Here is a 24,246-nt window from a genome sequence, read left to right on the forward strand (position 1 = left end):
CGCCGACCATGTGGACGCCGACCACGGCACCGTCCTTGACCTGGACGAGCTTGATCTCACCCGCGGTCTTCAGGATCTTGCTCTTGCCGTTGCCCGCCAGGTTGTACTTGAGAGCGACGACCTTGTCCGCGCCGTAGATCTCCTTGGCCTTGGCCTCGGTGAGACCGACGGAGGCGACCTCCGGGTGGCAGTACGTCACCCGCGGGACACCGTCGTAGTCGATCGGAACGGTCCGCAGACCGGCCAGACGCTCCGCCACCAGGATGCCCTCGGCGAAGCCGACGTGCGCGAGCTGGAGCGTCGGGACCAGGTCACCGACGGCGGAGATGGTGGGAACGTTGGTACGCATGTACTCGTCGACGAGGACGTAGCCGCGGTCCATGGCGACCCCGGCCTCCTCGTAGCCCAGGCCCTGGGAGACCGGGCCGCGGCCGACGGCGACGAGCAGGACCTCGGCCTCGAACACCTTGCCGTCCGCGAGGGTGACCTTCACGCCGTCCTGGGTGTACTCGGCCTTCTCGAAGAAGGTGCCCAGGTTGAACTTGATGCCGCGCTTGCGGAACGCGCGCTCCAGCAGCTTGGAGGAGTTCTCGTCCTCCACCGGGACCAGGTGCTTCAGGCCCTCGATGACCGTGACGTCGGCGCCGAAGGACTTCCAGGCGGAGGCGAACTCGACACCGATGACGCCGCCGCCCAGGATGATCGCGGACTTCGGCACGCGGTCCAGGACCAGGGCGTGGTCGGAGGAGATGATGCGGTCGCCGTCGATCTGGAGACCCGGCAGGGACTTCGGCACGGAACCGGTCGCCAGGAGGACGTGGCGACCCTGGATCCGCTGACCGTTGACGTCGACGGAGGTCGGGGAGGACAGCCGGCCCTCACCCTCGATGTAGGTCACCTTGCGGGAGGCGATGAGTCCCTGCAGGCCCTTGTAGAGGCCGGAGATCACGTCGTCCTTGTACTTGTGGACGGCCGGGACGTCGATGCCCTCGAAGGTGGCCTTGACGCCGAACTGCTCGCTCTCGCGGGCCTGGTCGGCGATCTCGCCCGCGTGGAGCAGGGCCTTGGTGGGGATGCAACCCCGGTGCAGGCAGGTACCGCCGACCTTGTCCTTCTCGATCAGGGCGACGTCCAGGCCCAGCTGCGCCCCGCGCAGGGCCGCGGCGTAACCACCGCTACCACCGCCGAGGATCACTAGGTCGAAAACGGTGCTGGCGTCGTTCGCCACGTCACGTCCTCCATGCATGTGCGCCGTACGCCGGTCGTCGCTGACCGGCAGGCGGCTGGTGTCCGGCCGCTCGTTCTTCGGCCCTTGGGTGGGGCCCTGTCCTGCCGACGCCCATCTTCGCACTTGTCGGGAGCGGACGAGACGCGGGGCCGGGGTGTGAGACGTACCACCCGGTTGCCGCAACCGGACAAAACGGCCCCGAGTGCGGGACGCACCCGGGGCCGTCGAGGGACGAACCTCAGCCGAGGTCGCCCGCGGCCGTGAGCTCCGCGAGCCGGACCAGCGTGCGCACCGCCGAGCCCGTACCGCCCTTGGGCGTGTAGCCGAAGGGACCCTGCTCGTTGAAGGCCGGGCCGGCGATGTCCAGGTGGGCCCAGGTGATGCCCTCGCCGACGAACTCGCGCAGGAACAGGCCGGCGACCAGCCCGCCGCCCATGCGCTCGCCCATGTTGGCGATGTCGGCGACCGGCGAGTCCATGCCCTTGCGCAGGTGCTCGGGCAGCGGCATCGGCCAGGCCTCCTCGCCGACCTCCTCGGCGGCCTCGTGCACCGCGGTGCGGAAGGCGTCGTCGTTCGCCATGATCCCGAAGGTCCGGCTGCCCAGCGCCAGCATCATCGCGCCGGTCAGGGTCGCGACGTCCACGATCGCGTCGGGCTTCTCCTGCGAGGCCGCCCACAGCGCGTCCGCGAGCACCAGCCGGCCCTCGGCGTCGGTGTTGAGGACCTCCACCGTCTTGCCGCTGAACATGCGCAGCACGTCACCGGGGCGGGTGGCGGAACCGGAGGGCATGTTCTCGGCCAGCGCCAGCCAGCCGGTGACGTTGACCTCCAGGCCCAGACGGGCGGCCGCGACGACGGCGGCGAACACCGCGGCGGCGCCGCTCATGTCGCACTTCATCGTCTCGTTGTGGCCGGCCGGCTTGAGCGAGATGCCGCCCGAGTCGTAGGTGATGCCCTTGCCGACCAGCGCCAGGTGCTTCTTCGCCTTCGGGCTGGTGTACGACACCTTCACCAGTCGCGGCGCCGACGCCGAGCCGGAGCCGACGCCCAGGATGCCGCCGTAGCCGCCCTTGGCGAGCGCCTTCTCGTCGAGCACCTGGACCTTCAGGCCGTGCGCCTTGGCCGCGTCCTGGGCGACGGCGGCGAACGCGGCCGGGTTGAGGTCGTTCGGCGGGGTGTTGATCAGGTCGCGGGCGCGGTTGAGCTCCTCGGAGACGGCCGTGGCGCGCTCGATCGCCGCCTTGTAGGCGCGGTCGCGGGGCTTGCCGCCGAGCAGCACGACGTCGGCGACGGGCGCCTTGCCGTTGCGCGACTTCGCGGCGCCGTTCGTCTGCGCGGTCTCCTTGTACGTGTCGAAGGAGTACGCGCCGAGCAGTGCGCCCTCACCGACCGCACCGGCGTCGGCGGCCTCCGCCAGCGGCAGCGCGAAGGCGGCCTTCTTCGTCCCGGCGAGGGCACGGGCGGCGACGCCGGCGGCCCGGCGCAGCGCCTCGGCGTCGTACCCGGCGTCCTTCTCGGGCTCCGCGCCGAGGCCCACGGCCAGCACGAGCGGGGCCTTGAAACCCGACGGCGCGGGCAGCTTGGTCACCTCGCCCTCGGCACCGGAGGCACCGAGGGTCTCCAGGACGTCGGCGAGCTTGCCGTCGTACGCCTTGTCGACGGCCTCGGCGCCCGGTGCGACGACCGGGCCCTGGGCGCCCTTGGCGACACCGACGACGATCGCGTCGGCCCGCAGGCCGGGCGCCGCGGCGGTGCTGAGAGTGAGAGCAGTCACGGTGGTGAAATCTCGCTTCCCTGTGAAAGGTGGTGTGGCCGAACAAGGGTGGGTCGACCGGGCCCGACGACCGACCCTAGATCCCTCCTGCGGTGCGGTCTTCACCCGGGCAGGCAAACACCCGGCACGAGCCTACGCGCGTTGTTTCGCCGACCGGATGCCGCGGGGTTCACCTGGCGGCGGCGTCGCCGTCACCTTCCGATCCTCACACCGTCGGCCCGCGGACGCGGCGGGGGGCAACTCCCTTGGGTGCATGAGGAGTCGGCGATGATCGTCGGGTGTACGTTCCCGCGCATCGCCCCGCAGTCCGCACGACGAGACGTCCGGCCCTCGGCCGCGGACCCGCCCGCCCGTTCCTTCTCGTCGCCCTGCTCCTGCTGCTCGCCGGCTGCTCCGGCGACCGGGGCGAGGGCGGCGGCCCCAGGAAGGACGCCACGCCGCCGGCGGCGCGGCGCTGGCAGCCGCGGCCGGGAACCAGCTGGCAGTGGCAGCTCAGCGGCCGGCTCGACACCTCGGTGCGGGCGGCGGTCTACGACATCGACGGCTTCGACCACCCGAAGGCGACCGTCGCGGCACTGCACCGCCAGGGCCGCAGGGTCGTCTGCTACGTCTCCACGGGCGCCTGGGAGGACTTCCGCCCGGACGCGGGGAGGTTCCCGAAGTCGGTGCTCGGCAGGGGCAACGGCTGGAAGGGCGAGCGCTGGCTCGACATCCGCCGTACCGACGTGCTGAGGCCTTTGATGGCGGCCCGCCTCGACATGTGCCGGGAGAAGGGCTTCGACGCGGTGGAGCCGGACAACATGGACGGATACCGAAACCGCACCGGATTCCCGCTGACGGCCGCGGACCAGCTCCGCTACAACCGTCTCGTCGCCGAGCTGGCCCACGACCGTGGCATGGCGGTCGGACTGAAGAACGATCTGGACCAGATCCCGCAGCTGGCCGGGGACTTCGACTTCGCGGTCAACGAGCAGTGCGCCCAGTACGGCGAGTGCGCCGAGCTCGAGCCCTTCGTCGCGGCCGGCAAGGCGGTGTTCCACGTCGAGTACGAGCTGCCGGCCGGCCGCTTCTGCGCGCAGTCCCGCCGTCTGGGGCTCAGCTCACTGCTCAAGAGGTACGAGCTGGGGGCGTGGCGCCGGGCGTGCTGAAGCCGGCCGCCGGCCCGGCGGGCGTCCGGGAGACGAGCCCGAGGCCGGTGACCGCCGTGCCAGCCACCCGGTCGGCCAGCGACCGCCGGCCGGGGAAGAGCACCGGCAGGGCGTTGAACAGGAAGACCAGCACGGCCAGCGCCCACACCAGCACCGACAGCAGGAAGTGGCCCTCGATCAGCAGCACGCAGGCCACGGCGTAGACGGCGACGTCGGCCGCGGTGGTGACGGCGGCCCGCAGCGCGGCCGGGCGTGCGCGCCCGGAGGCCACCGGGCCGCCGGCCGGGACGACCTTCAGGCCGAGCAGGCCCTTGCCGACCGTGCGCCCGGCGAGGGCCAGGCACCCCCACTGGTAGAGGAAGGCGGCCAGCACCAGCAGCCCGAACGCCTCCTCCACGTCCAGCACCACCTTGTTCCACAGGGACACCCCCAGGTGCTCCGAGGCGCCGAGGACGTCGCCGCGCGAGGAGAGCAGGTCCAGGCCGCTGCGCGTGGCGAGTTCGGGCACGTCGGTGACGAGGGCGGAGATCCGGTGGAAGGTCAGCACGGCGAGCGCCGAGGCGGCCGCGACCACCAGCGCGAAATCGATGAACCAGGCCACGGCACGGCGCAGCTTCGGCACAGACGTCCCCCCGATCACATCACTGTCTGTCTGCACTGCCTGTTCGACCGTCGGTCTGTCCGACCCGACTGTCCGTCTGCTCGGCGGCTCAGACTAGCGACGCGACGGGGACGGCCGAAGAAGACGGCACGGATCGTTTCAGCCCAGTGACACAAGGACCAGGGCGGTGGTGGCCGCCGCCTCCGCGAGGCCGCCGAAGACATCGCCGGTCACGCCGCCGAAGCGGCGCGTGCAGTGGCGCAGGAGGAGCTCGGCGACGACGAGGGCGGCGACCACCGCACCCGCGGCGAGCAGGGCGACGTGCGGGCCGAGGCCCGCCCCCGCCGCGCCGGCCGCCCCCGTGACGACGAGGGCCGCTCCCAGCGCGCCGGGCACCGGGACCACCCCTGCGACGGCCGCCCCCAGTCCCTCCGGCCGGGCGGCCGGCACCCCGCGGCGCGCGGCCAGGGTCAGCGCCAGCCGGGCGGCGCTCGCCGCGACGACGGCGGCGAGCGCGCCGTGGGCCCACGAGTCGCCGTAGGCCTGCGCCAGGGCGGCGACCTGGGCGAGCAGCACGAGGACGAGAGTGATCACTCCGAACGGGCCGATGTCCGACTGCTTCATGATCCGCAGCGCGTCCTCGGCCGGCTTGCCGCTGCCCAGTCCGTCCGCGGTGTCGGCGAGGCCGTCCAGGTGCAGGCCGCGGGTCAGTGCGGCGGGCACGGCGGCGGTGGCGACGGCGGCGAGGAGGGGGCCGGCGCCGAGGAACAGCAGCAACAGGCCCACCGCGGCGGCGCCCACGCCGACGACGAGCCCGGCGAGCGGCGCGCAGAGCATCCCGCCGCGCGCCGCCGCACGGTCCCAGCGGGTCACCCGGACCGGGAGGACGGTCAGCGTCCCGAAGGCGAACCGGAGCCCGTGCAGCGCGGGAATCCACGAGGTCGGCGAGGGCGGAGGGGCAGAGGAGGAAGGAGAGGAAGGAGAGGAAGGAGAAGGCGGCGAGGGGGAGGAGGGCGCGGACACGCGGGCAGAGTACGGGACCGGCGCGCACCCGCCGGCAAGCGGGCGGGGTCCCGGCGGACGCGGCAGACTACCTACATGGGGCAATGGCTGTACCGCAACATCGTCGAGCCCGGGAAACTGCCCCTGCTCCTCGCCCTCGGCGCCTTCGTCGTGACTTTCCTCGTCACCCGCGTCATCACCCGTCTGATCCGGGCCGGGAAGGGGCCCTTCGGCAACGTCAAGGCCGGCGGGCTGCACATCCACCACGTCGTCCCCGGTGTCCTCCTGATCGTCTTCGGCGGCTTCGGCGCGGTGGCCAGCAGCCGGTACGGCTTCGGAGCGGCGGCCTTCGCGGTGGTCTTCGGCGTGGGCGCGGGTCTGGTCCTGGACGAGTTCGCGCTGATCCTGCACCTGGACGACGTCTACTGGACCGAGGCGGGCCGCAAGAGCGTCGAGGTGGTCGTCCTCACCGCCGCCCTGGTCGGTCTGGTGCTCGGCGGCTTCTCCCCGTTCGGCGTCAACGACCTGACTGCGGGTGAGCTGCAGAACCGGGGGACGGTCATCGGCAGCGTGGTCGTGAACTTCGTGTTCTCCCTGGTGTCCCTCAGCAAGGGCAAGTTCCGGCTCGCCGTGTTCGGCGTGATCGTTCCCTTCCTCGCCCTGGTCGGCGCCGTCCGGCTGGCCCGCCCCGACTCCTACTGGGCCAGGCGCTTCTACCGCCGCCGCCCGCGCGCCCGCGCCCGGGCCGGTCTGCGCGCCTACCGCCACGACCGCCGCTGGGCCGGCCCCCGCCGCCTGGTTCAGGACTGGATCGGCGGCAGGCCCGACGCGCGGCCGGCCCGGCTGCCGGGCCCGGGCCCGGGCCCGGGCGGTGACTGAGGGACCCGGCGCCGCGCGCACGGCCACCGTCGACGTGCCGTCGACAGCGCGCACACCAGCGCCACGCCGGTGAGCGCCGCCACATGCTCCGTGCCGGCGAGGTTCTCCTTCAGAGCCACCTCGACCGCCATCGCAGCGCTCACCGCGCCCGCCGTGACGTACGCGCCGTAGCGCCAGCCGAGGTACACCGCGAGCCCCACCACGGCCGCGGACGGGCCGGTGTCCACCACGTGCGCGTCGCTGCGGGGCAGGCCCAGCAGACGTTCGGGGCCGAGGGCGACGCCCACGCGCGCGTACAGCGTGCCGGCGAGCGTGGCGACGTAGGCGACGGCGAGGGTGCGCCGCCGGCCCAGGCAGATCTCGGCGACGCCGAACACGAACAGGATCTGCGCCAGCGCCCCGTACACCGGCAGGTCCAGGGCCGGCACGAACAGCGAGAGCGGGGTGCGCAGCAGGGACAGCCACAGCGGGTCCTCGGCCCGTACGGCGCCGGCGCGGTGCACGAGACCGTGGCCCCAGGGCTGGTTCTGCACGTACTGCAGCAGCGCCGTCAGGCACACCGCCGTGAGCGTCATCGGGATCGCCCGCAGACGGCGCCGGAGCAGCGGCTCGCGCACGGCGTCGTACACGGGCCCCCACTCGGCGCGGGCCCAGCGGGCGAGTGTCCTCACCAGGCTCTCCCCGTCGTCCTCATCGGTGCGTCTCCAGGTGCCTGCGGTGCAGCCACTTGGGAAGCCCCGGCGCTTCCAGGAACCCCTCGGCGCGCGCCGCCGCGAGGCCGATGCGCGGCAGGTCCGCGCTCTTCTCGAAGAGCAGGAACCGCGGTTCCCAGATGGGGCGGTACTTGGCGTTGGCGCGGTACAGGGACTCGATCTGCCACCAGCGGGAGAAGAAGCTGAGCAGCGACCGCCACAGCCTCAGCACCGGTCCGGCGCCGAGGCGCGCGCCGCGTTCGAAGACCGACCGGAACACGGCGAAGTTCAGTGAGACCTGGGTGATCCGGATCTCCCCGGCGCGGCGCAGCAGTTCGAGCACCATGAACTCCACGAGCCCGTTCTCGGCGTGCCGGTCGCGGCGCATGAGGTCCAGGGAGAGACCGCGCGGCCCCCACGGCACGAAGGAGAGCAGGGCCTTGAGCTCGCCGCGGGCGTCGTGGCACTCCAGCATCACGCACCGGCCGTCCCGGGGGTCCCCGAGCCGGCCCAGCGCCATGCTGAACCCGCGCTCGGTGGCCCCGTCCCGCCAGTCGTCCGCCCGTTCCACCAGGTAGGCCATCTCGTCCGCGGGAATGTCCTCGTGCCGCCGGATGCGCACGGTGTACCCGGCTCGCAACACCCGGTTGCGGGCCTGCCGCACGGTGCGCATGGCCCGTCCCTCCAGGGTGAACTCGGCGACCTCCACCACGGCCTCGTCGCCGAGCTCCAGGGCGTCCAGCCCGTGCCGGGCGTAGACCGTGCCCGCCTCCTCGCCCGCGCCCATCACGGCCGGGATCCAGCCGTGCGCCCGCGCCTGGTCCAGCCACGGCTCGATGGCGCCGGGCCAGGCCTCGGGATCGCCGATGGGGTCACCGGAGGCGAGGCTGACGCCGCCCACCACCCGGTAGGCGACGGCGGCCTTGCCGGTCGGAGACCAGATGACGCTCTTCTCCCGGCGCAGCGCGAAGTAGCCGAGCGAGTCCCGCTCGCCGTGCCGCTCCAGCAGCTCCCGCAGCCGCTTCTCGTCGTCCTCGGTGAGCGGGTCGACGGCGCGCCGGGAGCGGAAGGCGGCGTAGAGGACGGCGAGGAGAAGAGCCGTGGACAGTGCGTTGATGGCGACGTTCGCCCAGTTGGGGGTGGCGATGCCGGGGACGTGGGTCTTCGGGGCGGCGACCGAGACGAGCCGCAGCGTGCCGTAGTGCCAGCGATGGAGGTACGTCGAACGGGCCGCGTCCGGGGCCTGGTTGGTGACGGTCACCAGCAGTGCGGCCAGTAGCGAGGCCACGAGCGCGCCGCCCACCGCGACGGCGGCGGCGAGGCGGGGGTTGGCGCGGTCGCCCTTGGCGTAGAACTCGCGGCGTCCGAGCAGCAGCGCGGCGACGAAGGAGGCGGTCAGCGCCAGGGAGCACCAGTTCTGGACGGAGTCGCGGACCTCGGGGAACGCCGTCTGGGCGAACGCGAACAGCACCAGGAACGGCCCGCTCAGCCCGAGGTTCAGGATCCAGGCGGCCCGCTTGCGGCGGCGCATGGTGATGGCCAGGAACGCGGTGAACACACCGGACGCGAAGCCGGCGGTGAGCAGGTACGGCGTGAAGAGGTTCTCCTGGTTGTGCCGCCGCACGTCCTGGCCGAGGGACACCCAGACCGCGCTGAGGAAGTTGACGAACGCGACGGCCCGCAGGTACCAGACGGCGAACGCGGCGGCCCGCTGCGAGCTCACGCCGCCAGGACGTACAGGTGCGAGTCGGGCATCTCCCATGAAGATGGATCATATGGGCGTCCTGTCGCCGAACGTCCCTTTTCGCCTCGCACACACCAAGAGTGCACCGGCGCATCATCACAGGCGCATCGGCACAGGGGCATCGGCACATCAGCATGACCGCACCGGCCCGCCCGCGGCTGCCCGCTCGAGGCAGCCCCGCCGAAGGCGGCTCGGCCGGAAGGGGCCCGGCCGGAGGGGGCGGGCTGCCGACGGCCGGGCTGCCGGGCGGGTGCGCTCGCCTCAGTCCGCCGACTGGTGGTCGCCGGATCCGGATTCGGACCCGGATTCGGGCTCGTCCGGCTTCTCCGGGGCCTCGGGGAGTTCCGCCGCCAGTGCCGCCGCGGCCTGGACCAGGGGAAGCGCCAGCAGTGCGCCCGTGCCCTCGCCGACGGTCACCCCGTGGTCGAGCAGCGGCTCCAGCGCCATCCGGTCCAGGGCCTTCGCCTGGCCGGGCTCCCCGCTGCTGTTCCCCGCCAGCCACCAGTCCGGCGCGCGGAACGCCACCCGCTGTCCCACCAGGGCGCACGCGGCCGAGACCACGCCGTCCAGGATCACGGGCAGCTTGCGCACCGCGCACTGCAGCAGGAAGCCGGTCATCGCGGTCAGGTCGGCCCCGCCCACCGTCGCCAGCAGCTGCAACTGGTCCCCGAGCACGGGCCGGGCCCGCCGCAGCGCGTCCCGGATCGCGGCGCACTTGCGCATCCACGCCAGGTCGTCGATCGCCTCACCGCCGCGCCCGGTCACCACGGACGCGTCCGTTCCGCACAGCGCGGCGATCAGCACCGCCGCCGCGGTGGTGCCGCCCACACTGACGTCGCCGAGCACCACCAGGTCCGTGCCGGAGTCGGCCTCCTCGTCGGCCACCGCGACCCCGGCCCGGAAGGCGGCCTCCGCCTCCTCGAGGGTCAGCGCGTCCTCGACGTCGATGCGTCCGCTGCCGCGCCGCACCCGGTGCCGTACGACGTCCTCGGGCAGCGCCTCCGGCGCGCAGTCCAGGGCCATGTCCACCACCCGCACCGGGACCCCGAGCCGCCGGGCCAGCACCGACACCGGCCGGCCGCCCTCCAGGAGCGCCCGCACCAGCTGCTCGGCGCCACCGGCGGGCCGCGCCGAGACGCCGAGCTTCGCGACGCCGTGGTCACCGGCGAAAACGATCACCCGCGGCCGTTCCACCGGCCGTACCGGCACCGCGCCCTGCGCCGCGGCCAGCCACTCACCCAGGTCGTCGAGGCGGCCCAGCGAACCGGGCGGCACGATCCGACGCTCCCGGCGCGCCTCGGCATCACGGCGCACACCGCCGTCCGGACGCTCGATCAGATCGGTGAAGTCGTCGAGATTCAGCGAGCTCATTCGCCGAACAGTACCGGCCCCGGTCGAACACGACCGACCCACATCGCCACCACACCCGTACGGCGTCTTTCCGGCCAAGATCTTGATCACATACGTTCCCTTTGCGGTGAATTGCCGACAGTGGTCGCCGGTCGGCCGCTCACCGCCGTACGCCCTCTCGCCCCACCGGGAGCCGCCATGCCGTCCCTGTCGTACGCCTCGCGGGTCTACGACCCGCGCCGGGTCGCGTACGCCGCCGAACTCGCCCAGGGCACCGACCGGTTCCACGAGCCGCGCCGCGAGGACTGCCCGTGGTGCGGCTCGGCCCGGCTGCGCACCCGGCTGCGCGCGCCGGACCTGATGCAGCACAAACCCGGCAGGTTCGCGGTCGACCAGTGCGCGGACTGCGGGCACCTCTTCCAGAACCCCCGGCTCACCTCGGCGGGGCTGGCCTTCTACCACCGGGACCACGACGAGACCGACCGGGGCGGCCTGCCCGATCCGGTGCTCGCCGTCCGCCACGGCCACCGCCGGCACCGCTTCGACGCACGCCTGATGCGGAACGTGGGCGAACCGGAGAGCTGGCTGGACGTCGGCACGGGCCACGCCCACTTCCCGGCGGCGGCCCGGGAGGTGTTCCCGTACACCTCCTTCGACGGACTCGACCCGACGCCACGCGTGGTGCAGGCCCGCGCGGCCGGGCGGATCGAGGAGGCCCACGTCGGCCATCTGGCCGACCCGCACATCGCGAACCGCCTGCGCGGCCGTTACGACGTGGTCAGCGTGTTCCACCACCTGGCACACGCCCCCGACCCGCGCGCGGAACTGCGGGGCGCCCTCGGCGCGCTGCGGCCCGGCGGTCACCTCCTCGTCGAACTCCCCGACCCGCGCAGCCTGTTCGCCCTGCTGCTGGGCAAGTGGTGGCTGCCCCACGGCCAGCCGCGTCACCTGCACCTGCTGCCTCTGCGCAACCTCCGCGCGGAACTGGAGTCCGCCGGCTGCACGATCCTCGTCACCGACCGCCGCACCCCGCACACCCCCAACGACCTGTCGGCGGCCCTGGCCCTGGCCCTCACCCACGCCCTGCCCGCCGCCGACGCACCCTGGCGCACCACCCCGCCCGGCCGCCTCCGGCGCGCCCTGCGCGCGGTCCTCGCCACCCCGGTCGGCCCGCTGGTGGACGCGGTGGCGGCCGTGGACGTCGTGCTGTCCCCGCTGCTGCGCCGCGTCCCCGGCCTCTCCAACGCCTACCGCGTCGTCGCCCGCCGGGACACCGCCTGAGACGGGCCGCTACGGCGGGGACGCCGCCGCCGGGCGCCGCTCAGCCGCGCAGCACCATCGCCTGGCCCGCCACCACCAGCAGGACCTGCTCGCACTCGGCGGCGAAGGCCGTGTTCAGACGGCCGAGTTCGTCGCGGTAGCGGCGGCCCGAGGCGGTGGCCGGGACGATGCCGGAACCGACCTCGTTGGAGACCGCGACCACCGTGCGGCGACTCGCCCGGACGGCGGCCGTCAGGGCGGCCACCCGGTCCCGCAGGGCCCGTTCGCCGCCGCCCGCCCACTCGGCGTCGTCCCAGGCGCCCACGGAGTCCATCACGTCCGTCAGCCACAGCGACAGGCAGTCGATGAGCAGCGGCGGACCGGTCTCCCGCAGGAGCGGCACCAGGTCGCAGGTCTCGACGGTGCGCCAGGAGCCCGGCCGCCGCTCCCGGTGCGTGGCGACCCGGGCCGCCCATTCGGCGTCGCCGCTCCGGGTGCCGCCCGTGGCGACGTAGAGCACGCCGGGGAAGGCCTCCAGTCGCCGTTCGGCCTCCACCGACTTGCCCGACCGCGCCCCGCCCAGCACGAGTGTGCGCCGGGGCACGTCCGGTGCGCCCTGGTACGCCCCGACCGTCAGCGTGGTGCCGTCCGGCACCGCCCGCGCCCCGGCCGCCGCGAGCCGGCGCCGCAGCTCCGCCCCCGGCGGCACGTCGTGGTCCAGGTGGACGCCGACGACGTCCGTGGCCGGGCCCACCGCGCCCACCGAGCGCAGCTTGGCGAGGGCGTCCGGCCGGCCCACGACATCCGCGAGGACCATGTCGTACGTCTGGGCCGTGCCCTCCTCCAGACCGGCCGGCGCGCCGCCCGGCGGCAGGTACAGCAGCCGCTGCCCGTCCGGACCGGTCACCGCGTACCCCGTGCCCGGGGCGTCCAGCGCCACCGCCCGCACCCGATGCCCCGTCAGCAGCGCCAGCTCCCGCCCGTCCGGCACCCGGCCCGGCTGCGGCAGCCCGGCCGGCACCTCCACGGCCGGCCCGTCGTGCGGGTGCGACAGCAGGACCTGGCGCACACCGCCGAGCGATGTGCCCGCCCGCGCGGCCGCGAACGCCGCGCCGGGGGTCAGGTCCAGCAGCATCGTCCCGTCCACGAGCAGCGCGGTCGCCGCGCGCGCCTGCGCGCCGAGGGACGACGCGCAGACCGCGCAGGGGCATTGGGGGCGGGGAAGTCCGACGGGGGCACCGGTGCCGAGCAGAGTCACGTCCACGGACCCGATTTTCCTGGGTCGCCGCAGGTCTTGCGCATCCGGCTAGGCTGCGGGCAGGAGCCGGACCATGATCCGGCTTCCGCTGTGCAGTGTGCTCACATCAGGGAGGCGTACATGGCGGCATGGACGTGGCGGTTCGAGACGGCCGACGGGACGGAGGTCCAGCCCGCGGTGCAGCCCGAGGAGTTCACCACGCAGGGCGACGCCGAGTCCTGGATCGGGGAGAACTGGAAGGCCCTGCTCGACGGGGGCGCGGACCAGGTGCGGCTGTTCGAGGACTCCGCGGAGATCTACGGCCCGATGAGCCTGCACGCCGACGGCCCCGAGGCCTAGGTCACGGCAACGCGGCCGGGCAGCGGTGTCAGGGTGCGCGAGAGCGGCGTGATCCGAACGGGGAGGTCCTGGGGCCGGTCCGACAGCCCGGGGGCACGTCCGGCACTTGCCTCGTCCGCCCGGTGAGCGGCCCCGTGGAAGGGGGCGGTCACGGTGACCGCCCCCTTTCCGCACGGTTCACTGCTCGCCCAGCGTCACCTCCACCGTCGTCTCGGCGCCGTTGCGCGAGTACGTCACCTTCGTCTTCTGCCCCGGCTTGTCGGACGCCAGCGCCTCGGACAGCGAGGTGATCGTCGTGATGCCGGTGCCGCCGAGCCGGATGATCACGTCCCCGGGCCGGATGCCCGCCCGGTCCGCCGCGCCGCCCGCCTTCACGTCCACCACGGCGACCCCCGCGGGCTGGTAGCCGGCGTTGACGACGGTGCGCCCGGTGATGCCCAGCGCCGCCCGGCCGGAGTCGACGACCCTGCCGTACTTCACGATCTGGCCGGCGATCGTCTTCACCATCGACGCCGGGATGGCGAAGCCGATGCCGGGCGCCGCGCTGCCCCCGAGCTGGGGATCGACCGCGGCGAGCGTCGGAATGCCGATGACCTGACTGCTCAGGTTCACCAGCGCGCCGCCGCTGTTGCCCGGATTGATAGAGGCCGAGGTCTGCACCATGTTGGCGATCGTGGCCCCGGTGCCGCCCTCGCTCTGCCCCTCGCTGACGGTCCGCCCGGTCGCCGACACGATCCCCTCGGTCACGCTCGAGGACAGCCCGAGCGGCGAACCCATGGCGAGGACGATCTGCCCGACCGCGACCTTCTGCGAATCACCGAAGGCGGCCGCCTTCAGCCCGCGGGGAACCTTGTCCAGCTTGACCACGGCGAGATCCTGGGCCGGGTAGGAGGAGACGAGGGTCGCGGTGAGCACCTCCTCGCTGCCCGCCGTGGTGACGTGGAACCTCTTCGCGCTCCCGACGACGTGCGCGTTGGTGACGACGTGCCCCTTGTCGTCGTACACGACCCCCGACCCCAGACTGTGGCCGGCCTGGATCTGCACCACCGACGGCAGTACGTTCCTGATCACCCGCTCGTAGTCGCTCTGCAGGTCGGTCGCGGCCGCGGGCTCGTCCACCCGGCGCCCGGAGGGGTCCTTCGTCCCGGAGGCCGCCGCCTCCTTTGGCGTCGAGGAGCCGTTGCATCCGGACAGCAGCGCGGCACAGCAGATCAGAGCGGCGAGCGGAGCGACCATCCGGAGAGCCGGCCGGAGGGTCCGGGCACGAGCACGGGAAACGTCCATGTCCCGAGTCTCACGGCGGGGTGGGTACCCGGCTTGCCGGGTTCACCCGAACGAGCGGCCCGGGAGAGCCCGGGAGAGAACAGCGGCCTCAGCCGCGTACCCCGCACAGGTGCAGCAGCGCCGCGACCGCGCGGTACGGGTCGGTGCGCCCGGCCCGCTCCTCGGCGGCCAGCAGCATCTCCACGTCGGCCGGGAGCCGAGCGCCGTCCGCCGCCGTGTCCGTGAAGACCCGCACCCCGTACCAGGCGTGCAGCGGAGCCCCGATCCCGGCGAGGGTGGCCGTCAGATCGGCGAGCCGGTCCGCCCGCACGTCCAGGCCCAGCCGGTTGCGGTACGCGGTCGTGTCGAACGCGGTCAGCGCCCCCGGCCAGTCACCGGACAGTCCCGGCCGCAGCGCCAGCGCGTCGCCGTTGCGCACCAGCAGCGAGAGCAGGCCGCCCGGCGCGAGCATCCGCGCCAGCCCCGCCAGCAGCGGATCGGGCTCCTCGACGTACATCAGCACGCCATGGCACAGCACCACGTCGAAGCTGCCCGGCAGGAAGTGCACCCCGGTGTCCTGACCGTCGCCCTCGACGATCCGCATCCGCGCCCGGATGCCCTCCGGCTCCGCGGCCAGCGCCGCACGCGCCACGGAGATCATCCTCTGGTCGCGTTCCAGGCCGGTCACCTGGTGCCCGGCCCGTGCCAGCCGCAGCGCCTGCGTGCCCTGGCCCATCCCCACGTCGAGCACCCTCAGCCGCTGCCCGACCGGGAACCGCCCGGCTATCTGCTCGTCGAGCTGCCGGGCAACCAGCTCCTGCCGGACGACGTCACGCAGCCCGCCCAGCTTGTCCAGCCAGGCATCGGCCGCACCTCCGGAGAAAGGTTCCGCGCTCAGGGCCGCTCTCCGCGCTTGACCTGCGGCTTCGGCAGCCGGAGCCGGCGCATCTGCAGGGAGCGCATCAGGGCGTAGGCGACCGCGCCCCGCTTGTTCTCGTTCGGGAAGCGCTCGGCGATCCGCTTCTTCAGCCGGAAACCGCTGACGACCGAGTCGAGCACGATCAGCACGATCACCACGAGCCACAACAGCAGAGCGATGTTCTGCAGGTAGCCCACGTGCACCATGCTCAGCACCAGGATGACCACGGCCATCGGCAGGAAGAACTCGGCGATGTTGAACCGCGAGTCGATGAAGTCGCGGGCGAGCTTGCGCACCGGACCCTTGTCACGGGCCGGGAGGTAACGCTCGTCGCCGCTGGCCAGCGCCTGGCGCTGCCGCTCCAGCTGGACACGGCGCTCCTCGCGCTGCCGCTTGGCGGCCTCCTTGCGCGTGGTCGGCGTGTTGGCGACGCTGCGGCGCTGGGACTGGGCCTCACTGCGCTTGGGCGTGGGGCGGCCCTTGGGAGCCTGGGGGTCACGGGGCTGCTTGGAGAAGTTCACCGGCGCCTTGTCGGCGGTCGGGGCCTTCTCTTCCTTGGCACGGCTACGGAACACAAAACCCAAGGGTAAGGGCATGACCCGCATGGACCCCAGCCCCGCGGGGAACGATCCGGCAACACCGGTCGTCTGTAGGGGGACAGAGCGGACGCTGCGGACGCGGCCGTCCGGCGGTGCCCGGGGGTCACCTACTCCCTACGCCGGAGCGGAAACGTACGCAGTCGTCCTTGGGGATGACCGCATCCGTTCCCGAACAGTGCGGTAATGGATGCAGGGCCCGTACTGTGGGTTCTGTCGCAGAGCTGTGAGCTGGAGTCCGTCAGAAGGGGGCGCGCGAAGCCCATGAGCGGTGTCATGAAGCGTATGGGGATGATCTTCCGCGCGAAGGCGAACAAGGCCCTTGACCGGGCCGAGGACCCGCGCGAGACCCTCGACTACTCGTACCAGAAGCAGCTGGAGCTGCTGCAGAAGGTGCGGCGCGGTGTCGCCGACGTGGCGACCAGCCGCAAGCGCCTGGAGCTTCAGCTGAACCAGCTGCAGCAGCAGTCCACCAAGCTGGAGGACCAGGGCCGCAAGGCGCTCGCGCTGGGCCGAGAGGACCTGGCCCGCGAGGCGCTCTCCCGCCGGGCCGCGCTCCAGCAGCAGGTGACGGACCTCGAGACGCAGCACGCGACCCTCCAGGGCGAGGAGGAGAAGCTCACCCTGGCGGCCCAGCGCCTGCAGGCCAAGGTCGACGCCTTCCGCACCAGGAAGGAGACGATCAAGGCGACCTACACCGCGGCCCAGGCGCAGACCCGGATCGGCGAGGCGTTCTCCGGCATCTCCGAGGAGATGGGCGACGTCGGCCTGGCCATCCAGCGCGCCGAGGACAAGACCGCCCAGCTCCAGGCCCGCGCCGGCGCGATCGACGAACTGCTCGCCTCCGGTGCCCTGGACGACCCCACCGGCATGGCCAAGGACGACATCGCCGCCGAGCTGGACCGGATCTCCGGTGGTACGGATGTAGAGCTGGAGCTGCAGCGCATGAAGGCGGAGCTGGCCGGCGGCTCGTCCGCGGACCGGCAGGCGATCGAGGGCGGCCAGGGTCAGGCGCAGCCCCAGCAGCAGCCGCAGGACACCCCCCGCTTCGACAAGCAGTAACCCACGTCACCGAATGCCGGGGCTCACGCCGCCGAGGAGGGCGACATGATCGTACGGATCATGGGGGAGGGACAGGTGAGGCTGGCCGACGGCCACCTCGCCGAGCTCGACAAGCTGGACGAGGAGCTCCTGGCCGAGATGGAGCACGGCGACGGCCCCGGCTTCCGCCGCACCCTGCACAGCCTGCTCTCCAGGGTCCGTGAACTGGGCGAGCCCGTGCCGGACGACTCCCTGGAACCGTCCGAACTGATCCTGCCGTCCCCGGACGCCACCCTGCAGGAGGTACGGGACCTGCTCAGCGACGACGGCCTGATCCCCGGCTGACCACCCTGCCGGGGCGGCAGCCCCCGGGTCGCCCGCACCGGCACCGGCCCGGCTCCCACGTGGCGGGATCCGCCGTTCCCGCCCAAGCCCCCACATGGACCACATAACCTAACCTCTCAGGCGTGACCACCTCACTCGACCGCGCCCGCTGCAGACTGAAGGCGCACCCTTTCGCGCTGGACGCGGCCCTCGCGGTCGGCGTCCTCGTGTGCATGGTGGTCGGGTCCTTCGTGGGCCCGCGCGGGCAGAGCGGTGTCAGCTGGGCCGTCCGCACGCCGGCCCTGCTCAGCCTGGTCCTGATCACGCTCGGCGCCGCCGCGCTCGTCCTGCGCCGCCGCGCGCCGCGCACGGTCCTCGCCGTCACCGGCACCGTCTCCCTCGTCGAGTGCGTCACCGCCGACCCGCGCGCCCCCGTCGCCATGTCGGCCGTCGTCGCCCTCTACACCGTCGCCGCCACCACCGACCGGCCCACCACCTGGCGCCTGGGCCTGACCACCATGACCGTGCTGACCGGTGCCGCCATGCTCGGCGGAACGGTGCCCTGGTACGCCCAGGAGAACCTCGCCATCTTCGCCTGGACCGGCATGGCCGCCGCCGGTGGCGACGCCGTGCGCAGCCGCCGCGCCTTCGTGCGCGCCATGAGGGAGCGCGCCGAACGCGCCGAGCGCACTCGCGAGGAGGAGGCCCGGCGCCGCGTCGCCGAGGAGCGGCTGCGCATCGCCCGCGACCTGCACGACGTGGTCGCCCACCACATCGCCCTGGTCAACGTGCAGGCCGGAGTCGCCGCCCACGTCATGGACAAACGCCCCGACCAGGCCAAGGAGGCGCTCGCCCACGTCCGCGAGGCCGGCCGGTCCGCGCTGAACGAACTGCGCGCCACCGTCGGACTGCTCCGGCAGTCCGACGACCCGGAGGCCCCCACCGAACCCGCCCCCGGCCTGCACCGCCTGGACGAACTGGTCGGCACCTTCCGCAGCGCCGGGCTGCACGTCGAGGTCGCCCGCGCCGACCACGGCACGACCCTGCCCGCCGCCGTCGACCTGGCCGCGTTCCGCATCGTCCAGGAGGCCCTCACCAACGTGCAGAAACACGCCGGCAGCGAGGCCCGGGCCGAGGTCAGCGTCGTACGGGTCGGGCCGAACGTCGAGATCACCGTCCTGGACGACGGTGCCGGCGCGGACGAGGGCCCCACCACCGGCGGCGGCCACGGACTGCTCGGCATGCGGGAGCGGGTCACCGCACTCCGCGGCACCCTCACCACCGGCCCCCGCTACGGCGGTGGCTTCCGCGTCCATGCGATCCTGCCGGTCCAGACCCGCACCAGCACCCGCGCCCCGGGGGACGCCGCATGACGATCCGTGTCCTGCTCGCCGACGACCAGGCCCTGCTGCGCAGCGCCTTCCGCGTGCTCGTCGACTCCGAGCCCGACATGGAGGTGGTCGGCGAGGCCTCCGAGGGCACCGAGGCCGTGCGCCTGGCGAGGGAGCAGCGGGCCGACGTCGTGCTGATGGACATCCGCATGCCGGGCACGGACGGCCTCGCCGCCACCCGTCTGATCAGCACCGACCCCGCCCTCGCCCAGGTCCGCGTGGTCATCCTGACCACCTTCGAGGTCGACGACTACGTGGTTCAGGCGCTGCGCGCGGGCGCCTCCGGCTTCCTCGGCAAGGGCAGCGAGCCCGAGGAACTGCTGAGCGCCATCCGGATCGCCGCCGGGGGAGAGGCACTGCTGTCCCCGGCCGCCACCAAGGGCCTGATCGCCCGCTTCCTCGCGCAGGGCGACGCCGCGGACGACGGCCGCGACCCGGCCCGCTCCGAGCGGCTGGACGCGCTGACCGCGCGCGAGCGCGAGGTCCTCGTCCAGGTCGCCGGCGGACACTCCAACGACGAGATCGCCGAACGTCTCAAGGTCAGCCCGCTGACCGTGAAGACCCACGTCAACCGCGCCATGGCCAAGCTCGGCGCCCGCGACCGGGCGCAACTCGTCGTCATCGCCTACGAGTCGGGGCTGGTGCGTCCCAGGGCGGACTGAGGCCCGGCCGGCGCCGGTACGTCCACGGGTGGAGGGCGCTCTACCCGGGTGTACTGCGCCCGGAGTAGGCGCGCGGTAAGGAAATGGACCAGGGGGCTACGGAACGGCCCGGGCCGATACCGGAGGGTGTAGAGGTGGGCGCACCTGCGCGCCCGTGCCGCCTTCTGCCGCTCGCACACGTTCACAGAAGAGAGACCCCTGACCCATGTCCTGGCTGTCCAGGTTCAGCCTCGCGCAACGGGCCCTGATCGGACTGATGTCGATCGTCGCGCTCGTCTTCGGGGCGATCGCCATCCCCCAGCTCAAACAGCAGCTGCTCCCCAGCATCGAGCTGCCCATCGTGTCCGTGCTGGCGCCCTACCAGGGCGCGTCCCCGGACGTGGTGGAGAAGCAGGTCGTCGAGCCGCTGGAGGACAACCTCAAGGCCGTCGACGGCATCACCGGTGTGACCTCCACGGCGAGCGAGGGCAACGCCGTGATCACGGCGTCCTTCGACTACGGCAACGACACCCAGCAGCTCGTCGCCGACGTCCAGCAGGCCGTCAACCGGGCCCGCGCGGGGCTTCCTGACGACGTCGACCCGCAGGTGATCGCCGGTTCGACGGACGACATCCCGACCGTGGTCCTGGCCGTCACCTCCGGCAAGGACCAGCAGGCGCTCGCCGACCAGCTCGACAGGACGGTCGTACCGGCCCTGAAGAACATCGACGGCGTCAGCCAGGTCACCGTCGACGGCGTACGGGACCTCCAGGTCACCGTCACCCCCGACGACGCCGAGCTCGCGCGGGCCGGCCTCACCTCCGCCGCCCTGACGCAGGCCCTGCAGGCGGGCGGCGCCACCGTCCCGGCCGGCTCCTTCGACGAGGGCGGCGCCAACCGCACCGTCCAGGTCGGCGGCGGCTTCACCTCGCTGAAGCAGATCGAGGACCTGATGGTCACCGGGGAGGGCGCCGCCGCGAAGAAGCCGGTCCGCCTCGGCGACGTGGCCACGGTGAAGCAGGAGCCGGCCAAGGCCGACTCCATCACCCGTACCGACGGCCGGCCGAGCCTCGCGGTCGCCGTCACCATGGACCACGACGGCAGCGCGGTCGCGATCTCGAACGCGGTCAAGGACAAGCTGCCCGACCTGCGCAAGGACCTCGGCGCCGACGCGAGGATCACCACGGTCAGCGACCAGGGCCCGGCGGTCGCCAAGTCCATCGACGGGCTGACAACCGAGGGCGCGCTCGGCCTGGTCTTCGCGGTCCTGGTCATCCTGGTCTTCCTGGCCTCGGTCCGCTCCACGCTGGTCACGGCGGTGTCCATCCCGCTGTCCGTGGTGCTCGCCCTGATCGTGCTGTGGACCCGCGACCTGTCGCTGAACATGCTGACGCTGGGCGCGCTGACCATCGCCATCGGCCGCGTCGTCGACGACTCGATCGTGGTCCTGGAGAACATCAAGCGTCACCTCGGCTACGGCGAGGAGCGGCGCGAGGCCATCCTGAACGCGGTGCGCGAGGTGGCCGGCGCGGTGACCTCCTCCACGCTCACCACGGTCGCCGTGTTCCTGCCGATCGGCCTGGTCGGCGGCATGGTGGGCGAGCTGTTCGGCCCGTTCAGCATCACGGTCACCGCGGCCCTGCTGGCCTCCCTGCTGGTGGCGCTGACGGTCGTCCCGGTGCTGTCGTACTGGTTCCTGCGCGCGCCCAAGGGCACGCCCGCCGAGGCCGACGAGGCCCGCCGCCGGGCCGAGGAGAAGGAGGCGGGCAGCCGTCTCCAGCGCTTCTACGTCCCGGTCCTGCGCTTCGCCACCCGCCGCCGCCTCACCAGTGTGCTGATCGCGGTGGTCGTGCTGGTCGGTACCTTCGGCATGGCGCCGCTGCTGAAGACGAACTTCTTCGACTCCGGCGACCAGAAGGTCCTCAGCGTCAAGCAGGAGCTCAAGCCCGGCACCAGCCTGGCCGCGACCGACGCCCAGGCGAAGAAGGTCGAGAAGCTGCTCGCCGGGACCAAGGGCGTCAAGGACTACCAGGTGACCGTCGGCTCCTCCGGCTTCATGGCGGCCTTCGGCGGCTCCACGGACACCAACCAGGCCTCGTACCAGGTCATGCTGGAGGACTCGGCGTCCGCCGACGACGTCCGCAAGGACATCGAGGACGGCCTGCACAGGCTGTCCGGCATCGGCACCACCACGGTCAACGCCGGTGGCGGCTTCGGCGACCAGGACCTGAAGGTGGTCGTCAAGGCGTCCGACGCGGACGCCCTGCGCCGGGCCTCGGAGCAGGTCCGCAGGACGGTGGCCGGGCTGGACGACGTCACCGACGTCACCAGCGACCTGTCGCAGAGCGTGCCGCGCGTCTCGGTGCGGGCCAACTCCAAGGCGGCCCGGGCCGGCTTCACCGACCAGACCCTCGGCATGGCCGTCGCCCAGGCGGTCAAGGGCACCACGGCGGCCAAGGCGACCCTGGACGACACCGAGCGCAACGTCGTCATCAGGTCGGCCGAGCCGGCCCGGACCCTGGACCAGCTGAAGAAGCTGCGGCTCGGCCCGGTGAAGCTCGGTGACATCGCGACCGTGAAGCTGGTCGACGGCCCGGTCTCGATGACCCGCATCGACGGTCGGCGCGCGGCGACCGTCACCGCCAAGCCGGCCGGCGACAACACCGGCGCGGTGAGCACCGAGCTCCAGTCGAAGGTCAAGGCGCTCAAGCTCCCGGCGGGCGCGACGGCCGAGATCGGCGGCGTCACCTCCGACCAGAACGACGCGTTCAAGAACCTGGGCCTGGCGATGCTGGCGGCGATCGCGATCGTCTTCATGCTGCTGGTCGCGACGTTCCGCTCGCTGGCGCAGCCGCTGATCCTGCTGGTGTCCATCCCGTTCGCGGCCACCGGCGCGCTCGGCCTGCTGGTCGTCACCGGCACCCCGATGGGCGTGCCCGCGATGATCGGCATGCTGATGCTGATCGGCATCGTGGTGACCAACGCGATCGTGCTGATCGACCTGATCAACCAGTACCGCAAGCGGGGGTACGGAGTCGTGGAGGCGGTCGTCGAGGGCGGCCGTCACCGGCTGCGTCCCATCCTGATGACGGCGCTGGCGACCATCTTCGCGCTGCTCCCGATGGCCCTGGGAGTCACCGGCGAGGGCGGCTTCATCGCCCAGCCGTTGGCGGTGGTCGTGATCGGCGGCCTGGTCACCTCCACCCTGCTGACCCTGCTGCTGGTCCCGACGCTCTACGCCATGCTGGAGCTCCGCAAGGAGCGCCGGGCGAAGAAGCGGGCGGCCAGGCGGGAGACGAACGTGGAGGAGCTGGAGCCCGCGGGGGTCTGACCGACGACGACGGCGCCCCGAGCCACATCGCAGGTGGGCTCGGGGCGCCGTCGCACAGTCACAGAAGGGGCGGGTGGGTGGTGGACCCACCCGAACGCAGGCTACGGCAGGGCGAGCATCCGCTCCAGCGCCAGCTTCGCGAACGCCTCCGTCTCCTTGTCCACCTCGATGCGGTTGACCAGGTTGCCCTCGGCCAGGGACTCCAGGGCCCAGACCAGGTGGGGCAGGTCGATGCGGTTCATGGTGGAGCAGAAGCAGACCGTCTTGTCCAGGAAGACGATCTCCTTGCCCTCCGGCGCGAAACGGTTCGCCAGCCGGCGCACCAGGTTCAGCTCCGTGCCGATGGCCCACTTGGAGCCGGCCGGGGCCGCCTCCAGCGCCTTGATGATGTACTCCGTGGAGCCGACGTAGTCCGCGGCGGCGACCACCTCGTGCCTGCACTCGGGGTGCACCAGGACGTTGACGCCCGGGATCCGCTCGCGGACGTCGTTCACCGAGTCCAGGCTGAAGCGGCCGTGCACCGAGCAGTGCCCCCGCCACAGGATCATCTTCGCCGCGCGCAGCTCCTCGGCGGTCAGCCCGCCGTTCGGCCGGTGCGGGTTGTAGACGACGCAGTCGTCCAGCGACATGCCCATGTCCCGTACCGCCGTGTTGCGGCCCAGGTGCTGGTCGGGCAGGAACAGGACCTTCTCGCCCTGCTCGAAGGCCCACTCCAGGGCGCGCTTGGCGTTCGACGACGTGCAGATGGTGCCGCCGTGCTTGCCGGTGAACGCCTTGATGTCGGCCGAGGAGTTCATGTACGACACCGGCACGACCTGCTCGGCGACGCCGGCCTCGGTCAGCACGTCCCAGCACTCGGCGACCTGCTCGGCCGTCGCCATGTCGGCCATGGAGCAGCCGGCCGCGAGGTCCGGCAGGACCACCTTCTGCTCGTCGGACGTCAGGATGTCCGCGGACTCCGCCATGAAGTGCACACCGCAGAACACGATGTACTCGGCCTGCGGCCGGGCGGCCGCGTCCCGGGCCAGCTTGAAGGAGTCGCCCGTGACGTCGGCGAACTGGATGACCTCGTCGCGCTGGTAGTGGTGGCCCAGCACGAAGACCTTGTCCCCGAGCTTCTCCTTGGCCGCGCGGGCGCGCGCCACGAGGTCCGGGTCGGACGGGGCGGGCAGGTCGCCGGGACACTCCACACCGCGCTCGCTCTTCGGGTCGGCCTCGCGGCCGAGCAGCAGCAGGGCGAGGGGCGTCGGCTGTACGTCGAGCTCCTGGGTTTGGGCGGTGGTCACGACACGCACCCTTTCTACTTTTCGTCGAACTGACGCTATCTATCATAACCGCTTCACGTCACTTTGACGATGTCCATTGCGTCGATGTGACGTGAATCCCGGCGCCGAAGGTCACCCGGCGTTGTCGCGTTCGTCGCTCGCGTCCACAGGTCGCTGTCGGCCGTTCGGAGCATGTGCGA

At 72.6% G+C, this 24,246-nt stretch carries 21 protein-coding genes; 9 read left to right on the top strand and 12 right to left on the bottom strand.

Annotated elements, in window-relative coordinates:
- Together lpdA and BZY54_RS32500 are read right to left on the bottom strand one after the other, a co-directional pair.
- On the bottom strand, positions 1-1,228 hold a 1,228-nt coding region (gene lpdA / locus BZY54_RS32495; protein WP_086728908.1), incomplete at its 3' end, for a dihydrolipoyl dehydrogenase.
- Between the two features lie 238 nt (positions 1,229-1,466).
- Positions 1,467-3,002 (bottom strand): leucyl aminopeptidase, encoded by a 1,536-nt coding sequence (locus tag BZY54_RS32500; RefSeq protein ID WP_086728909.1) that lies wholly within the window; start codon positions 3,000-3,002, stop codon positions 1,467-1,469.
- A 278-nt stretch (positions 3,003-3,280) separates the two neighbouring features.
- Between BZY54_RS32500 and BZY54_RS32505 the strand changes: the two genes are divergently transcribed.
- Positions 3,281-4,150 carry an endo alpha-1,4 polygalactosaminidase gene (locus BZY54_RS32505; protein WP_086728910.1) on the top strand — a complete coding sequence of 290 codons (870 nt, stop codon included), beginning with the start codon at positions 3,281-3,283 and terminating at the stop codon, positions 4,148-4,150.
- Here BZY54_RS32505 and BZY54_RS32510 read toward each other — a convergent pair.
- Both BZY54_RS32510 and BZY54_RS32515 read right to left on the bottom strand, forming a co-directional pair.
- Positions 4,110-4,772: an RDD family protein gene (locus tag BZY54_RS32510; protein WP_244217458.1), complete on the bottom strand. Its 663-nt coding sequence runs from the start codon at positions 4,770-4,772 to the stop codon at positions 4,110-4,112. The two genes, BZY54_RS32505 and BZY54_RS32510, sit on opposite strands and share 41 nt — an antisense overlap.
- A 138-nt stretch (positions 4,773-4,910) precedes the next feature.
- Entirely contained in the window at positions 4,911-5,684 is a 774-nt protein-coding gene (locus BZY54_RS32515) for an adenosylcobinamide-GDP ribazoletransferase (protein ID WP_086728959.1), read from the bottom strand.
- 165 nt (positions 5,685-5,849) lie between these two features.
- On the opposite strand from BZY54_RS32515, the gene BZY54_RS32520 reads away from it, so the two are divergent.
- Positions 5,850-6,632: a hypothetical protein gene (locus BZY54_RS32520; RefSeq protein WP_086728911.1), complete on the top strand. Its 783-nt coding sequence runs from the start codon at positions 5,850-5,852 to the stop codon at positions 6,630-6,632.
- Here the strand turns inward: BZY54_RS32520 and BZY54_RS52410 are convergent.
- The 3 genes from BZY54_RS52410 to cobT form a co-directional block, all read right to left on the bottom strand.
- On the bottom strand, positions 6,554-7,303 hold the full coding sequence (locus BZY54_RS52410; protein ID WP_158103956.1) for a hypothetical protein: 750 nt from the start codon (positions 7,301-7,303) through the stop codon (positions 6,554-6,556). The two genes, BZY54_RS32520 and BZY54_RS52410, sit on opposite strands and share 79 nt — an antisense overlap.
- A gap of 19 nt (positions 7,304-7,322) precedes the next feature.
- Positions 7,323-9,086, bottom strand: a complete 1,764-nt coding sequence (locus tag BZY54_RS32530; protein WP_086728912.1) for a phosphatidylglycerol lysyltransferase domain-containing protein — start codon at positions 9,084-9,086, stop codon at positions 7,323-7,325.
- 243 nt (positions 9,087-9,329) lie between these two features.
- On the bottom strand, positions 9,330-10,439 hold the full coding sequence (gene cobT, locus BZY54_RS32535; RefSeq protein WP_086728913.1) for a nicotinate-nucleotide--dimethylbenzimidazole phosphoribosyltransferase: 1,110 nt from the start codon (positions 10,437-10,439) through the stop codon (positions 9,330-9,332).
- 177 nt (positions 10,440-10,616) lie between these two features.
- Between cobT and BZY54_RS32540 the strand changes: the two genes are divergently transcribed.
- Entirely contained in the window at positions 10,617-11,699 is a 1,083-nt protein-coding gene (locus tag BZY54_RS32540) for a class I SAM-dependent methyltransferase (RefSeq protein ID WP_086728914.1), read from the top strand.
- Between the two features lie 40 nt (positions 11,700-11,739).
- On the opposite strand, the gene BZY54_RS32545 is transcribed toward BZY54_RS32540, so the two are convergent.
- Positions 11,740-12,942: a bifunctional adenosylcobinamide kinase/adenosylcobinamide-phosphate guanylyltransferase gene (locus BZY54_RS32545; protein WP_167414108.1), complete on the bottom strand. Its 1,203-nt coding sequence runs from the start codon at positions 12,940-12,942 to the stop codon at positions 11,740-11,742.
- Between the two features lie 114 nt (positions 12,943-13,056).
- On the opposite strand from BZY54_RS32545, the gene BZY54_RS32550 reads away from it, so the two are divergent.
- Positions 13,057-13,275 carry a hypothetical protein gene (locus BZY54_RS32550; protein ID WP_086728915.1) on the top strand — a complete coding sequence of 73 codons (219 nt, stop codon included), beginning with the start codon at positions 13,057-13,059 and terminating at the stop codon, positions 13,273-13,275.
- A 177-nt stretch (positions 13,276-13,452) separates the two neighbouring features.
- Here the strand turns inward: BZY54_RS32550 and BZY54_RS32555 are convergent, their stop codons facing one another.
- From BZY54_RS32555 to BZY54_RS32565, 3 genes are all read right to left on the bottom strand, one after another.
- Positions 13,453-14,559: a S1C family serine protease gene (locus BZY54_RS32555; protein WP_086728916.1), complete on the bottom strand. Its 1,107-nt coding sequence runs from the start codon at positions 14,557-14,559 to the stop codon at positions 13,453-13,455.
- An 88-nt stretch (positions 14,560-14,647) separates the two neighbouring features.
- On the bottom strand, positions 14,648-15,352 hold the full coding sequence (locus BZY54_RS32560) for a methyltransferase domain-containing protein (RefSeq protein WP_086728961.1): 705 nt from the start codon (positions 15,350-15,352) through the stop codon (positions 14,648-14,650).
- Between the two features lie 80 nt (positions 15,353-15,432).
- Entirely contained in the window at positions 15,433-16,032 is a 600-nt protein-coding gene (locus tag BZY54_RS32565; protein WP_086728917.1) for a DUF3043 domain-containing protein, read from the bottom strand.
- 285 nt (positions 16,033-16,317) lie between these two features.
- Between BZY54_RS32565 and BZY54_RS32570 the strand changes: the two genes are divergently transcribed.
- From BZY54_RS32570 to BZY54_RS32590, 5 genes are all read left to right on the top strand, one after another.
- Positions 16,318-17,115, top strand: coding sequence for a PspA/IM30 family protein (locus BZY54_RS32570; protein WP_086728918.1), 798 nt, complete (start codon positions 16,318-16,320; stop codon positions 17,113-17,115).
- A 45-nt stretch (positions 17,116-17,160) separates the two neighbouring features.
- Complete coding sequence (gene pspAA / locus BZY54_RS32575; protein WP_086728919.1) at positions 17,161-17,439, top strand: PspA-associated protein PspAA; 279 nt, start codon at positions 17,161-17,163, stop codon at positions 17,437-17,439.
- Positions 17,440-17,561: 122 nt separating this feature from the next.
- A complete protein-coding gene (locus BZY54_RS32580; protein ID WP_086728920.1) occupies positions 17,562-18,791 on the top strand; it encodes a sensor histidine kinase in 1,230 nt (409 codons plus the stop codon).
- The gene (locus tag BZY54_RS32585) at positions 18,788-19,471 is read left to right on the top strand and encodes a response regulator (RefSeq protein ID WP_086728921.1); all 684 of its coding nucleotides are present in this window, start codon (positions 18,788-18,790) and stop codon (positions 19,469-19,471) included. The genes BZY54_RS32580 and BZY54_RS32585 overlap by 4 nt, the downstream gene beginning before the upstream one ends.
- Positions 19,472-19,676: 205 nt before the next feature.
- Positions 19,677-22,781 (top strand): efflux RND transporter permease subunit, encoded by a 3,105-nt coding sequence (locus BZY54_RS32590; RefSeq protein ID WP_086728922.1) that lies wholly within the window; start codon positions 19,677-19,679, stop codon positions 22,779-22,781.
- Between the two features lie 101 nt (positions 22,782-22,882).
- Here BZY54_RS32590 and nadA read toward each other — a convergent pair whose 3' ends face one another.
- A complete protein-coding gene (gene nadA, locus BZY54_RS32595; RefSeq protein WP_086728962.1) occupies positions 22,883-24,067 on the bottom strand; it encodes a quinolinate synthase NadA in 1,185 nt (394 codons plus the stop codon).
- Positions 24,068-24,246 lie beyond the last annotated feature (179 nt).

Origin of the sequence: Streptomyces carpinensis, assembly GCF_002154505.1 — a bacterium.
Classification (GTDB): domain Bacteria; phylum Actinomycetota; class Actinomycetes; order Streptomycetales; family Streptomycetaceae; genus Streptomyces; species Streptomyces carpinensis.